General features: G+C 36.2%; 5 protein-coding genes. All 5 read left to right on the top strand.

Annotation, left to right across the window (positions count from 1 at the left end):
* The first annotated feature begins 61 nt into the window (after positions 1-61).
* The 5 genes from AC1RRQ_RS08860 (at position 62) to AC1RRQ_RS08840 (ending at position 16,207) form a co-directional block, all read left to right on the top strand.
* The gene (locus tag AC1RRQ_RS08860; RefSeq protein WP_493022661.1) at positions 62-2,734 is read left to right on the top strand and encodes a beta-1,3-glucanase family protein; all 2,673 of its coding nucleotides are present in this window, start codon (positions 62-64) and stop codon (positions 2,732-2,734) included.
* Positions 2,735-2,916: 182 nt separating this feature from the next.
* Complete coding sequence (locus AC1RRQ_RS08855) at positions 2,917-4,539, top strand: glycosyl hydrolase family 18 protein (protein ID WP_493022660.1); 1,623 nt, start codon at positions 2,917-2,919, stop codon at positions 4,537-4,539.
* Between the two features lie 257 nt (positions 4,540-4,796).
* Complete coding sequence (locus AC1RRQ_RS08850; RefSeq protein ID WP_493022659.1) at positions 4,797-7,667, top strand: carbohydrate-binding protein; 2,871 nt, start codon at positions 4,797-4,799, stop codon at positions 7,665-7,667.
* 549 nt (positions 7,668-8,216) lie between these two features.
* Complete coding sequence (locus AC1RRQ_RS08845; RefSeq protein WP_493022658.1) at positions 8,217-11,453, top strand: carbohydrate-binding protein; 3,237 nt, start codon at positions 8,217-8,219, stop codon at positions 11,451-11,453.
* A 281-nt stretch (positions 11,454-11,734) separates the two neighbouring features.
* Complete coding sequence (locus AC1RRQ_RS08840) at positions 11,735-16,207, top strand: carbohydrate-binding protein (protein WP_493022657.1); 4,473 nt, start codon at positions 11,735-11,737, stop codon at positions 16,205-16,207.
* The last annotated feature ends 66 nt before the right edge of the window (positions 16,208-16,273 follow it).

The following is a 16,273-nucleotide window of genomic DNA, read 5'->3' as shown; positions in this document are numbered from 1 at the left end:
TCATTATTAAAAAATGGCTTTGGTTTAGAATCTATTTATGTAACCCCAAAAATTTTTACATATGAAAAACAATAAACTTCAAAGATTATCCATTTTGGCAGCACTGTTTCTGGTGTTTTCAAATCTAATGTATGGGCAGGGAGCGATTCCCTTTACCATAAATAATACTTCTCCGTTTAACGATAACGAATTATATGTAGCCATTGTTGGTATTGATTATACAACCGGAAACCATGTTTGGGTTAATGCCAAAACGAGTCAGGTTTTACCCATGAATCCGTCTTATAATACCGTAACCGGACCTACAATTGGCGGTAACACCGGACCGGGACAAAACTCAAAATATGCGGCTTGTTTTACCAAGCTGAGCGAAATTCCAAATAAAACGTTCACTTTGCCATTAATTGCAGGATGCAGGGTTTTTATTGCCAAAGGACAACAGTTGTATTTTTACTTTTTTGGTGCTAATGGAGCTCCATCGGGATACACATCGCCAAATCCGTTAAATGCTACAGATCCAAATCAGGGCATTTTATATGAAATCATCGAATTGACCAATAATCAGTATGGTTTCTTTGGAAATCCAACAAGAGTAGATTCATATAAATACCCAATGGGATTGGAATTGTTTGGTGCCAATGGTTACCAAAAGAAAGTAGGCGATTTAAAAAAACACGCCGATATTGTAGCGGCTTTTAAAGCCAATGTTCCGGCAGAATTTCAAGGATGCGTTAATGATGCAACAGGCGAAATTACAGCGCCTTCTAAAACTCCGGCTTTCGCAGATGGATCAGGCGGAACTTCAGTTGGACCTCAGGCTAATTATTTAAAATCGTATATCGATGCTATTTGGAATAAATACAAAAATGAAGATTTAATTTTTTACGCAGGAGATGCCGGAGTTTTTAAAGGAAGAGTTATTGGCGAACAGCTCGAAATGGTTGGACAATCAGGAGGTTTTGTCGGCCGTACCGGAAGAGTGCAAAACAGACCTACAACTCAGGAAGCTCTTGAAGGAAAAGGTGTTCTGGACAGAAGATTAGTCGACGGTGATTTAGATCTTGTAATTCAGGCGCAGTTAACGGCCGCAATTAACAGACATGTTGTAAACACTACAACTCCAAATCCGGGACAGCAAAACTGGTACGATGCCTCAAAATATTATCAGGTAAGTCCAACGAATCATTATTCTAAATTCTGGCATTTACCGGGAATAAGTGTTGATAATCTGGCTTACGGATTTGCTTATGATGATGTGGCAGACCAGTCGCCATCGCTTCATACACCACAGCCAACAAAAGTAATTGCTGTTTTTGGAGGTTATGCAGGAACGGTGCCTTCTGTGCCGGCTTCTACAGATGTGGTTACAGTTTATAAAGATTGCAATTACACAGGATTTTCAGGCGGATTAACAATTGGAGATTATAATCTGGCCCGTTTAAATTCACTTGGAGTTTTAAATGATGATATTTCTTCGCTGAAAATCACGCAGGGTTATCAGGCCATTTTGTATCAGGATGATAATTTTACCGGAGCTTCAACTGTAATTAATTCTGATAATTCTTGCTTAAACACAACTTGGAATGACAAGGTAACTTCTATTAGAATTTTGGCAAACGGAACCACAACTTTAGGAAACCAGACTTTCTTTTTACAAAACAGAAACAGTGGTTTATATATGGATGTTTGGAACGCAAGTTTATCTAATGGTGCAGGAATCAACCAAGGTGCTTTGAATTCAGGAAACAACCAGAAATTTACTTTTACGCATTTAGGTGATGGATTGTATAAAATTATAGCCAATCACAGCGGACAATCTTTAGATGTAAATAATTTCAATAAAGCCAATGGTGCACGTGTAGAGCAATATCCGTACAACGCCACAACAAATCAGCAGTTTGTTTTGGTTTCTACTGGAGATGGTTTCTATAAAATTGTAGCCAGACACAGCGGCCGAATTGTTGAGGTAGCAGGAGCAAGCACGGCTTCTGGCGCTATTGTACAACAATGGGATAATAACAACCAAACTTGCGGACAATGGAAATTAGTTCCGGCAGCAAGTTCTCAAACTTCCGTTTTAATTCAGGCAGAAGATTATTCAGCTATGAGCGGTATTCAGGTTGAAGCTACTACAGATACCGGAGGAGGATCGAATGTAGGATATACTGAAACGGGCGATTGGTTAGCGTATAACAGCATTAATTTCCCAACAACTGGTTCGTATTTAATTGAATACAGAGTGGCAAGTGCCGTTACTGGAGGAAGATTATCATCTGATTTAAACGGTGGAACAATTGTTTTAGGAAATGTTGATATTCCAAATACAGGAGGATGGCAAAACTGGCAGACAGTTTCGCAAACGGTAAATGTAAATGCAGGAACATATAATTTCGGAATCTACATTCAAAATACCGGAATGAACATCAACTGGATTAAAATTACAAAAGTAGGAGCAGGATTAGCAGCTAAATCGGCTTTGGTTCAAACAGAAGAAGAAGCGCCTGCAGAAACTGTTTTAAATGTTTATCCAAGTCCGGTTGAGAACATCTTATTTACTACAACAGACCTTTCAGGAGGAAATGTAAAAATCGTAGATGCACAATCAGGAAATACTGTTTTATCGAAAAAAAGCAGTGGTAACAGCGTCGATGTTTCGCACTTAACAAAAGGAATCTATTTGATTGTTTTTGAAAAAGATGGCAAACAAACGATCAAACGTTTTATCAAAAAATAGTTTTAAATAAAAAGGATTTTAGGCTTTAGATTTTAGATAATAATGAGGCAGTTGTTAGTTCTGCAAAATTAGATTGCACAGCAGTCAAATCTAAAATCTAAAGACTGAAATCTAAAATAAAAATACAACTCAAAAACCGTCCCAACTATTTACGAGTTTATTAATCTATTAAAACAATTATTATGAAAAACAATTACAGAAGAATGCTGCAGAAATGCGTGATTATTTTAGTATTGGGTGCTTTTAATTTAGCTGCGGCCCAGAAAAAAGTAATAGCTTATATCCCAAACTGGGTTGATCTAAATGCTTTATCGAGTACAATTCAGTACAGTAAATTAACGCACATTAATCTTGCGTTTGAAAATCCCGATGCTAATGGTTATTTGAGTTTTAATTCAGGAAGTAACACCATTATTAATGCAGCACATGCTCAAAACATTAAAGTTTTTGTTTCGCTTGGAGGAGGCGCAATTTCTGAGGGCGGAGCCATTCGCGACAATTATTTTAATTTAATTAAACCGGCAAACAGAACGGCTTTTATTCAAAAAATCTACGATTATGTGGTAGCACATAATTTTGACGGAGTCGACGTAGATTTAGAAGGTCCGGCAATTAATGCCGATTATGGCGGATTTGTAATTGCTCTTGCCGCTAAACTGCATGCCAATGGTAAGTTGATTTCGGCTGCGCTTTCAGAAGGATATGGTGGTGCTAATGTACCTGCATCTACTTTTGCGGCTTATGACTGGATCAATATCATGGCATACGATGCAACAGGTCCATGGCAGCCAGGAAATCCGGGTCAGCATTCTCCATACAGTATGGCTGTAAATCAATTTAATTATTGGACTGGAAGAGGTTTACCGGCAAGTAAAGCCATCATCGGATTGCCTTTTTACGGATACGGCTTTGGAGCTTCGGCTAATCAGGGAATTTCGTATGCCAATATCGTAGCGCAATATCCGGGAGCTGAAAATCTGGATCAGGTTGGAAATACGATTTATTATAACGGAATTCCAACAATCAAAGCCAAAACAACTTTCGCTATTCAAAATGCGGGCGGTGTTATGATTTGGGAATTATCTCAAGACGCAACAGGAGCAAAATCGTTGTTAACAGCCATTAATCAGGTAATTACAGGAAGTAATCCTCCGGGAACTGGAACTTTAATTCAAGCCGAAAATTACAATACGATGAGCGGCGTTCAAACGGAAGCTACTACAGATACTGGCGGCGGATTAAATGTTGGGTACTGCGATACAGGAGACTGGATGGCATATTACAACATTAATTTCCCAACTTCTGGAAACTATGTAATTGAATACAGAGTAGCAAGTGCTGTTACCGGTGGTAGATTATCATCAGATTTAAATGCAGGATCTATTCAGCTGGGAGCGGTTAATGTACCCAATACAGGAGGATGGCAAAACTGGCAGACAGTTACCCAAACCGTAAATGTAAATGCCGGAACATATAACTTCGGAATATATGTTCAAAATACAGGCTTTAATATTAACTGGTTTAGAATCACAAAATCGGCTTCAGGTTTAGCTGCTAAATCGGCTTCAGCAGATAAAATCGAAAGTCTGACAGTTTATCCAAATCCATCAGAAGATACCCTTTTCTTTTCAGCAGAAGTTTCAGGCGGTAATGTGAGTATCATAAACTCTCAGGACGGAGCCACAATTTCTACACAAAAAGCCAGCGACAACAGTATTAATGTTTCAGGCTTAAAAAGTGGTATTTACCTAATTTTAGTAGAAAAAGACGGCGTTAAAACGGTAAGACGTTTTATTAAAAAATAACTTTTTCTATAAAGTACAGCCACAGATTAAAGGATTGATTTTTTTATCTGTAGCAAAAAATAAACTGCCACGAATTACACCAATTTTCACAAATCATTGATTAGAGCAGAAATTCGCGAAAATTAGTGTAATTCGTGGCTAAACAATGAATTTATGCCACAGATTATGAATCATTTTAATCTCTTAATCTGTGGCAAAATTCTATGTGTTTTAAAACACTCCAAGTTGATTATAACATTTTTAACCCCCAAATAAATATGAAAAACAACTACAAACTCAGCTTAACTTTATTTCTCTTTCTGGCTTTCAGCGGTTTTGTTGCCGCGCAGACTTCTTTAGGTTCGAGCAAAACATTTTTGAACAATTTAAAGAAAGAGCTTGTTACTTCTGCCACTTCAAAAAGCACAGAAAAAACAGTATTGCTTAAGGCAGCAAATTCCAAAAACTTTACAGGAAAAATAAACTACAAAGAATCAAATGAATCAAGCGAATTTTTAATTGGAGAAATTAAAAACATTGCTGAATCTTCCTTTTACGTTAAAGTAAAAGACCAATCACTTGAAGGGCATATTATTTTAAAGAAAACCAAAGAAGCCTACAAATATTACTCAGATGCAAAAGGAAATGCCTTTGTTTCTAAAGTAGACATTAATACTTTGGTTTGTATTAATTATGAAAATGTGCCTTCGAGTTCTAATGCTACAAACAAAACAGCAGCTGCAGCAGAAATTGCTCCGGCATTATTGAATTTGCAAAGTTTACCTGGTGCCGCAGGCTGTGTTTTATTAGATTTTGACGGTTATTATATGCCGGCAGGAAATCTTTGGAACAACGGTAATGCCATAAATGCCGCTGCTTCTGGAATGAGCGATGCAGCCGTACAACAGCATTGGGAAGTCGTTTCAGAAGATTATCGTCCTTTTAATCTAAACGTAACAACAAGCGAAGCCGTTTTTAATTCCTATCCAAAAAACAGAAGAATGCGTGTTGTGGTTACGCCAACAAATACTGCCGCTCCGGGCGCAGGAGGTGTAGCTTATATTGGTTCTTTTAACTGGGATAATGATGTGCCTTGCTGGGTATTTATTACTTCTGGTAAATCTGGCGGTGACGCTTCTTCGCACGAAATTGGACATACTTTTGATTTGGGCCATGACGGACGTACAAATCCTGCCGAAGATTATTTCGTAGGTTTAGACGGCACTTCATGGGCGCCAATTATGGGTGCAGGTTATTACAGACCTGTTGTGCAATGGAGTAAAGGCGAATACAATTTTGCTAATAATTTTCAAGATGATGTAGCTACAATTGCCGGTTCTAAATTTGGAGTGGGTTACCGCGGAGACGATTACGGAAATAACACCGCTTCTGCAGCAACTTTAGATTATAATGCAAACGGACAGATTAGCCAGAAAAACGGAATTATTTCAAGCGAAGCCGATTATGATTTCTTCACTTTTACAACCGGAGGCGGAAATATTTCCATAAATGCCAATACCGTTTCGAGAGATGGAAATCTGCATCTTTTAATCAGATTGTATAATTCGGCTGGAGCAGAAATGGGAACGTATTGGAATTCAGATCCATTTGCTTTAAATGCTTCTATGAATGTAAATCTTCCGGCGGGTAAATATTTTATCGGCGTTGATGGAAACGGAGCAGGAAATGCCGGAAGCGGCGGTTATTCGGCTTATGGATCTATCGGAAGTTATTCTATTACAGGAACCATTCCGCCGGGAGGCAATATCAGTCCGTCAACCGATGTGATTACGGTTTATAAAGATTGTAATTACACAGGTTTCTCTGGCGGATTAACAATTGGCGATTATAATCTGGCGCGTTTAAACTCTCTTGGAGTTTTAAATGATGATATTTCTTCGCTTAAAATTACGCAGGGTTATCAGGCGATTTTGTATCAGGATGATAATTTTACCGGAGCTTCAACCGTAATTAATTCTGATAATTCTTGTTTAAACACCACTTGGAATGACAAAGTAAGTTCTATCCGAATTCTGGCAAATGGTGTTACGACTTTAGGAAATCAGACTTTCTTTTTACAGAACAGAAACAGCGGATTATACATGGACGTATGGAACGCAAGTATGTCCAACGGAGCTGGAATTAATCAAGGAGGACTTAATTCAGGAAACAATCAGAAATTTACATTGACTCATTTAGGAGACGGAATGTATAAGATTATTGCCAACCACAGCGGGCAGTCTATGGATGTTAATGGTTTTAATGTGGCTAATGGTACACGTGTTGAACAATATCCGTATAACGGAACTACGAATCAACAGTTTATTTTAGTTTCAACAGGCGACGGATTTTATAAAATTGTGGCCCGTCACAGCGGAAGAATTGTTGAGGTTGCCGGAGCAAGTACAGCTTCAGGAGCTATTGTACAGCAATGGGATAATAACAACCAGACTTGTGGACAATGGAAACTGATTGCGACAACGACTTCTCAAACTTCAACTTTAATTCAAGCCGAAGATTATTCGGCTATGAGCGGTATTCAGGTTGAAGCTACTACAGATACTGGCGGTGGTTCAAATGTAGGTTATACCGAAACAGGTGACTGGCTGGCGTATAACAATATTAATTTCTCAACAACGGGTTCGTATTTAATCGAATATAGAGTGGCCAGCGGGGTTACAGGCGGCAGATTGTCATCTGATTTAAATGGAGGAACCATAATTCTAGGAAATGTTGATATCCCGAATACCGGAGGCTGGCAAAACTGGCAGACGGTTACGCAAACGGTAAACGTAAATGCTGGAACGTATAATTTCGGAATCTATATTCAAAATACAGGAATGAACATCAACTGGATCAGAATTACGAAAGTTGGAGCAGGAGCACCTGTTGCTTCGGCAATTACAGAAAACGAAGTGGAAGAAACGGTATTTAATATTTACCCAAACCCGGTTTCAGAAACGCTTTTCTTTACAAAAGAACTTTCGGGAGGAAATATAAAAATAGTAGATTCTCAAACGGGTTCTATAATTTCATCACAAAAAATCAGCGACAATAGCTTGAATGTTTCGAATTTGAGACAAGGAATTTATTTTGTTGTTTTTGAAAAAGATGGCGAGAAAACAATTAAACGTTTTATTAAAAAATAATTTCTTAACCCATTTGCCATAATGGTTTTAGGTACATTAAAGTTAGGTTTTAATGTAATTGAAAGGCTGTCAGAAATGACAGCCTTTTTTATTGTATCCTCTGTTGTAAAATCCTGACTTCTTGAAAAAAGAAAATAACATTTTCTTCTTAAACTCAATAATTAAAGAGGCCTTAATCAAATGTTTATTACTGCTTTAAATTCTAAATTTAGCAATAATTTAAAATTTAAAGAAAAAACTTATAACATTAAAATGTAATATAATTTTTACTATATTTGACTTAATTATTTGATGTTCAGTATCTTATGTTGTGTTTATTTATGCTTGTATCGATTCTTTTACTTCAAATAATTACGCCGATACGTTAACCCATTAAACAATTACTATGAAAAAAAATCACAAAAAGAGAAGAGGAAGGCGCATGAACTAGTATTGGAACTTTTAGGTCAGCATTCAATACAGCGAGTAATCCGCATTAATATTGCTTTTGAAAATCCCAGTACAAACTGATATTTCTAAATAATAATATAACATTAAATACTATAAAATATGAAAAACAGTACTAGATTATGGTTGAGTTTAATAGTTGTTATTGTCTTAAGTAATTTTGCAACAGCACAAACTTCTTTAGGTTCGAGTAAAACGTTTATGAGAAATTTAAAAAAAGAACTTGTAAAGAATCAAAAAACAGTTTCGCTTAAGGTAGAAAATTCAAAAACCTTTAAAGCAAAAATAAATTTTAAAGAATCTAATGCTTCCAGTATATTTTTGATTGGAGAAATCAAGGGCATTCCGGAATCTTCTTTTTTCATCAGAATAAAAAATAATATTGTAGAAGGACATATTATTTTGAAGAAAACTAAAAAAGCGTATAAATATTTTTCTGACGCACAGGGAAATGCTTTTGTTTCTAAAGTTGATATTGATACTTTGATTTGTATCGGTTACCCAAACATTCCTGAAAATACCAATAAAACGACGAATAAAACAACTGCGACAGCAATTTCTCAGGCGGTATTAAACTTACAAAGTTTACCGGGGGCGGCAGGTTGTATTTTATTAGATTATGACGGTTATTATATGCCGGCAGGAAATATATGGAATAGTGGTAACCCCATCGATGCAGCACCATCCGGAATGAGCGATGCCGATATACAACACAATTGGGAAATAGTTGCAGAAGATTACCGACCTTTTAATCTGAATGTTACAACAAGCGAAGCCGTTTTTAACACTTATCCCAAAAACAGAAGAATGCGTGCAGTAATAACTCCAACTGATACTGCGTCCGGTGGGTTGGGAGGCGTGGCTTATGGAGGTTCCTTCGGTTGGGACAGTGATGCACCGTGTTGGATATTTATGATCTCGGGTAAAATTTGTGCAAATGCCACATCGCATGAAATAGGACATACATTAGGTCTTGCTCATGATGGTCGTACAAATCCTGTAGAACCGTATTTTTATGGTATACCCAATACATCGTGGGCCCCTATTATGGGAGTTGGATATTATAATCCTGTTGTGCAATGGAGTAAAGGAGAATATAATTATGCTAGTGAGAAGCAGGACGATTTGGCGATTATTGCATCTCAATTTGGTATAGGATATCGTGTTGATGATTATGGAAATAATATTGCTACGGCAGATTATTTAGATTATAGTGCCAACGGAGCAATTAATCAAAAGAATGGGGTCATTTCAAGTGAAGCTGATTCTGATTTTTTTAGTTTTAATACTGGCGGAGGAAATATTTCTATTAACGCCAATACAATGCCAATTGATGGAATATTGCATCTTATGATTAAATTGTATAACTCAGCAGGTGTAGAAATGGGAACGTACTGGAATCCGGATCCTTATGTCTTAAACGCTTCTATGAATGTGAATTTGCCTAAAGGTAATTATTTCATTAGTATCAAAGGTACCGGAGCAGGAGATGCAGGTTATGGCGGATATTCGGCTTATAGTTCTATCGGAAGTTATTCTATTACAGGAACGATTCCGCCAGGAGGAACAATCCCTCCATCTACAAATGTAGTAACGGTTTATAAAGATTTCAATTATGATGGATTTTCCGGAGGATTGACCATCGGAGATTATGATACTAAACGTTTAAATTCTTTAGGCTTTTTAGACGATGATATTTCTTCGCTTAAAGTTGCTCAGGGATTTCAGGCAATTTTGTATCAGAATGACAATTTTACAGGAGCTTCAATAGTTATTACTTCTGATAATGCGGGTTTAAATGCAGCATGGAATGATAAAACAAGTTCTGTCCGAATTCTTGCCAACGGAGTTACCACTTTAGACAATAAGACCTTCTTTTTGCAAAACAAAAACAGCGGACTTAATATGGTTGTGTGGGATGCAAGTTTAGAAAATGGTGCCAATATTGCTCAGGGAGCCAGTAATGACGGAAACAATCAAAAATTTACGTTTGCACATTTAGGCGATGGATTGTATCAAATTATTGCCAGTCATAGCGGACAATCTCTGGATGTAGATAATTACTCTACAAACAATGGTGCCAATGTAAGGCAATATCCTTATAGCGCAGGAGCAAATCAGCAATTTATTGTGGTTGCTGCAGGCGATGGATTTTATAAAATTATTGCCAGACACAGCGGAAAAGTTGTTGATGTTGCCGGCGCAAGTACAGCCAATGGTGCCAATGTGCAGCAATGGGAAAATCTTAACCAGACTAACGGACAATGGAAATTAACTCCTACAACCGTAACAGGAATTTCGACTTTAATTCAGGCAGAAGATTATTCTTCTATGGAGGGAGGAATTACAAAGGAATTAACAACCGATGTTGGAGGAGGTCTAAACGTCACAAATACAAAACTAGGTGACTTGTTGTCCTATGACAAGATCAATTTTCCATCAGCGGGTACTTATTTAATAGAATATAGAGTAGCTACTGCTGTAGATCAAGCCAAAATATTTACAGATTTAAATGATCAGGCTATTTTTATAGGAAATGTAAATGTGCCTAATACCGGAGGATGGCAAAACTGGCAAACTGTTAAACAAACTGTAACAGTGAATTCTGGAGTCTATAAATTAGGAATCTACATTCAAAATAAAAGTACGAACATTAACTGGATCAGGATTTCTAAAATAGAACCCAATACTACAGCTTTAATTCAGGCAGAAGATTACTCATCGATGAGAGGAATTACAACCGAAGCGACAACAGATTTTGGCGGAGGTTTAAATATTACAAATACTAATTCGGTCAACTGGGCGGGGTATAGCAATATCAATTTTCCAACAACGGGGTTTTATTTAATAGAATACAGAGTAGCGAGTGCTGTTGATGGAGCTCAAGTAAGTGCAGACTTAAACTTTGGAGATTTTTTTGATTTAGTTGACATACCCAATACCGGAGGATGGCAAAAGTGGCAAACGGTTCAACAAACTGTATACGTGGCTGCGCGAACATATAATCTTAGAATCGACATTCATAATGAAAAGGCAAACATCAACTGGATCAAAATTTCTAAAATTGGAGCCGCTTCTGCCGCTTCAACAATTACTACGGAAAGAACAGCTTCAGTTGACTTGAATATTTATCCAAATCCGGTTGCAAATACACTTTTTATAACCACAGATTTAACTGGAGGAAATATAAGTATTGTAGATTCTCAAACAGGTTCTATAATATCATCACAAAAAATAAACGACAATAGTTTGAATGTTTCGCATTTGAGACAAGGAATTTATTTTGTTGTTTTTGAGAAAGATGGAATCAAAACTATAAAACGTTTTATAAAGAAATAACTATTTCAAGATATACTATTTCAAAAAGCACTATCTCTTTTTATAAAAAGAGATAGTGCTTTTCAATAATAATTAGTCGCTGTATATATTTTTTAAAAAATACAAGCATACAGGGTTTAATTAATAACATCAAAAAAAATATAAGTAAATTTCTTTCATATTAAATTATTTTTATATTTTATTTGTAGGTTAAAACTTAATTATTTGTAGTTTTTATGTATATTTGTACTTGACTCAAGTATCAAATGGATTAGATGATAATCCAAAAAAACTTAATAAAGATGAAAAAAAATTACAGATTTAGGTTAAGTTTATTCTTAATTATCGTGTTTAGCAGTTTTGCAATCGGACAAACTTCTTTAGGTTCAAGTAAATCGTTTATGAACAATTTAAAGAAAGAGTTGGCAGCTTCTGTTACTTCAAAAACTACTTCAAAAACATTTTCACTTGAGGTAGAAAATTCGAAAAGGTTTAATGGAACAATTAATTATAAAGAATCTAATGCTTCAAGTGAGCTTTTAATTGGAGAAATTAAAAATGTAGCAGAGTCTTCTTTTTACATTAAAGTGACAGATAATTCTCTGGAAGGACATATTATTTTGAAGAAAACAAAAGAAGCGTATAAATATTATTCGGACGTACAAGGAAATGCGTTTGTTTCTAAAGTTGATATTAATACTTTGATTTGTATTGATTACAAAAACGTTTCTGAAAATGTTACTAAAACAACTAATAAAGCAACTAGTAAAACTACAGCAGCAGATATTGCTCCGGCATTATTGAATTTACAAAGTTTACCTGGCGCTGCAGGCTGTGTTTTATTAGATTTTGACGGTTATTATATGCCGGCAGGAAATCTTTGGAACAACGGTAATGCCATAAATGCAGCACCATCGGGAATGAGCGATGCAGCCGTGCAACAGCATTGGGAGGTCGTTTCAGAAGATTACCGCCCTTTTAATCTAAACGTAACAACAAGCGAAGCTGTTTTTAATTCCTATCCAAAAAACAGAAGAATGCGTGTTGTGGTTACGCCAACTAATACTGCCGCTCCGGGCGCAGGAGGTGTAGCTTATATTGGTTCTTTTAACTGGGATAATGATGTGCCTTGCTGGGTATTTATTACTTCTGGTAAATCTGGCGGTGATGCTTCTTCGCACGAAGTTGGACATACTTTTGATTTGGGCCATGACGGACGTACAAATCCTGCCGAAGACTATTTCGTAGGTTTAGACGGCACTTCATGGGCGCCAATTATGGGTGCAGGTTATTACAGACCTGTTGTGCAATGGAGTAAAGGCGAATACAATTTTGCTAATAATTTTCAAGATGATGTAGCTACAATTGCAGGTTCTAAATTTGGAGTTGGTTACCGCGGAGACGATTACGGAAATAATACCGCTTCTGCAGCAACTTTAGATTATAATGCAAGCGGACAGATTAACCAGAAAAACGGAATTATTTCAAGCGAAGCCGATTCTGATTTTTTCAGTTTTATAACCGGCGGAGGAAATGTTTCCATAAATGCCAATACTGTTTCGAGAGATGGAAACCTGCATCTTTTGATTAAATTGTATAATTCGGCTGGAGCAGAAATGGGAACGTATTGGAATTCAGATCCATTTGCTTTAAACGCTTCTCTAAATGTGAATTTGCCTGCTGGTAACTATTTTATTAGTATCAAGGGTACAGGAGCAGGAAATGCAGCAGCAGGTGGATATTCGGCTTATGGTTCTCTCGGAAGTTATTCTATTACAGGAAAGATTCCGCCAGGAGGAACAATCAGTCCATCGACAAATGTAGTCACGGTTTATAAAGAGTTCAATTATGGCGGATTTTCCGGAGGATTGATTATAGGAGATTATAATACGGAACGTTTAAATTCTTTAGGTCTTTTAAACAATGATATTTCTTCGCTTAAAGTTGCCCAGGGATTTCGTGTGATTTTGTATCAGAATGACAATTTTACAGGAGCTTCGACAGTTATTAATTCTGATACTCCGAATTTAAATGCAATCTGGAATAATAATGTAAGTTCTATTCGAATTCTTGCTAATGGAGTTACGACTTTAAACAATAAGACTTTCTTTTTACAAAACAGGAACAGCGGACTTAATATGGTCGTGTGGAATGAAAGTTTAGAAAGTGGTGCCAATATTGCTCAGGGAAACATTAACGAAGGAAACAATCAAAAATATACATTTACACATTTGGGGGATGGATTATATAAAATTGTTGCCAATCATAGCGGGCAATCTTTGGATGTAGAGAATTTTTCTAAAGACAATGGTGCCAATGTGAGGCAATATCCTTATAGTGGAGATGCAAATCAGCAGTTTATTGTGGTTGCAGCAGACAATGGATTTTATAAAATTATTGCCAGACACAGCGGAAAAGTAGTTGAAGTTGCAGGAGCAAGTACAGCCAATGGTGCTAACGTACAGCAATGGGATAATGTTAACCAGACTAACGGGCAGTGGAAATTAATTCCTGCAATCGTAACAGAAAGTTCAATTTTAATTCAGGCAGAAAATTACTCTGGTATGGCTGGAGTTACAACTGAAGCAACAACAGATGTTGGCGGAGGTCTAAATGTTTCAAATATAGATAAAGGAGACGCGTTATCATATAATAATATCTATTTTCCAACTACAGGTACTTATTTAATAGAATACAGAGTAGCTACTACTCAAGATTTAGTTGTCATGTATCCTCATTTAAACGATTATAGCATTGTTTTTGGAAATATTTTTCTACCTAATACGGGAGGATGGCAAAAATGGCAGACTGTTAAACAAACAATAACTGTGACTGCTGCGGGAACCTATAAATTTGGAATCTTAATGCGAAATAACAGTATGAACCTTAACTGGATTAGGATTTCTAAAATAGAACCAGAAACTTCAGCTTTAATTCAGGCTGAAGATTATTCTGCTATGAGCGGAATTACTACTGAAGTAACAACAGATTTTGGCGGTGGTTTAAACGTTACAGATGCTGGAGTAGGAGATACGTTAACGTATAATAATATCAATTTCCCAAGTACAGGTTCTTATTTAATAGAATATAGGATAGCGAGCGCTGTAGATGGAGGTCAAATGTTTACTTACTTAAACAAAGAAGCGATTTTTTTAGGAAATGTTAATATACCCAATACTGGAGGATGGCAAAAGTGGCAGACTGTTACACAAACCGTAAACGTAAATGCCGGAACTTATAATTTTGATATATATATTCAAAATAAAAGTATGAACATCAATTGGATTAGAATTTCTAAAATTGAAACTGAACCTTCGACTTTAATTCAGGCTGAAGATTACACAGCGATGAGTGGAATTAAAACCGAAACAACAACAGATGTTGGTGGAGGTTTAAACATTACGGATACACATGTCGGCGACTGGTTGAAATATGCTAATATCAATTTTCCAACATCAGGGCCTTATCTAATAGAATATAGGGTAGCGAGTACTGTAGATGGAGCTCAAATGGCTACTTATTTAAACAAAGAAGCCATTTTTTTAGGAAATGTCAATATCCCCAATACCAAAAGATCGCAAAACTGGGAAACTGTCAAGCAAATTGTAAATGTAAATGCCGGAACCTATAATTTTACAATAGACTTTAAAAAGGAGGGCATAAACATCAACTGGATTAGGATTACTAAAATAGCTTCTCAAGAATCAACCTTAATTCAGGCTGAAGATTACTCAACTATGAAGGGAATAAAAACAGAAGCAACAACAGACGTTGGAGGAGGCTTAAATGTTACAGATACCGGAATAGGAGATACGCTAACGTATAATAATATCAATTTCCCAAGTTCGGGTTCTTATTTAATAGAATATAGGATAGCGAGTGCTGTAGATGGAGGCCAAATATTTAGTTACTTAAACACAGAAGCGATTTTTTTAGGAAATGTTAATATACCCAATACTGGAGGATGGCAAAACTGGCAGACTGTTAAACAAACTGTAAACGTAAATGCCGGAACTTATAATTTTGACATATATATTCAGAATAAAAGTATGAACATTAACTGGATTAGAATTTCTAAAATTGAACCAGAAACTACGGCTCTAATTCAGGCTGAAGATTATACAGCTATGATGGGAATTAAGACGGAAGTAACAACAGATGTTGGTGGAGGTTTAAACGTTACAGATGCAGGAATAGGAAATACGTTAACGTATGATAATATCAATTTCCCAACATCAGGTATTTATACAATAGAATATAGAGTAGCGAGTAATGGGGGTGGACAAATATTTTCTTATTTAAACAAAGAAGCGATTTTTTTAGGAAATGTTAATATACCCAATACCAGGGGATCACAAAATTGGCAAACTGTTACCCAAACTGTAAAGGTAGATGCCGGAACAACTGATCTTTTTCTATACTTTCAATCTGGTTCTGTGAATATTAATTGGATCAGAATCAGCAGAGTTGACAAAGTAGCAGGGATAGAAGCGATAGAAGCGATGAGTCCTGGAACTTCATCAATTATTACACCGCTGGAGATTAAAGATGAGGTATTAAACATATATCCAAATCCAGTTTCAGAAACACTTTTCTTTACTACAGATTTAATTGCGGGAATGGTTAAGATAGTTGATTCTCAAACAGGAACAATTATTTTAGCACAAAAAGTAAATAGCAATAGCATAGATGTTTCGCAATTAAGAACAGGTGTTTATTTTATTGTTTTGGAGAAAGACGGAATCAAAACAATAAAACGTTTTATTAAGAAATAAATAGTTAGTTATATTTATTCTAACCTTTGTCAAAGTTTAAAATTTGACAAAGGTTTTTACTCAATC

Source organism: Flavobacterium sp. GW821-FHT12A05, assembly GCF_058807735.1.
Note: the sequence above shows the minus strand (reverse complement) of the source record. Positions and strands in the feature narration are given on the sequence as shown.

Bases quoted from the DNA above. Each gene is read 5' to 3' on its own strand.
- AC1RRQ_RS08860 (WP_493022661.1), top strand. From the start codon at position 62: ATGAAAAACAATAAACTTCAAAGATTATCCATTTTGGCAGCACTGTTT.
- AC1RRQ_RS08855 (WP_493022660.1), top strand. From the start codon at position 2,917: ATGAAAAACAATTACAGAAGAATGCTGCAGAAATGCGTGATTATTTTA.
- AC1RRQ_RS08850 (WP_493022659.1), top strand. From the start codon at position 4,797: ATGAAAAACAACTACAAACTCAGCTTAACTTTATTTCTCTTTCTGGCT.
- AC1RRQ_RS08845 (WP_493022658.1), top strand. From the start codon at position 8,217: ATGAAAAACAGTACTAGATTATGGTTGAGTTTAATAGTTGTTATTGTC.
- AC1RRQ_RS08840 (WP_493022657.1), top strand. From the start codon at position 11,735: ATGAAAAAAAATTACAGATTTAGGTTAAGTTTATTCTTAATTATCGTG.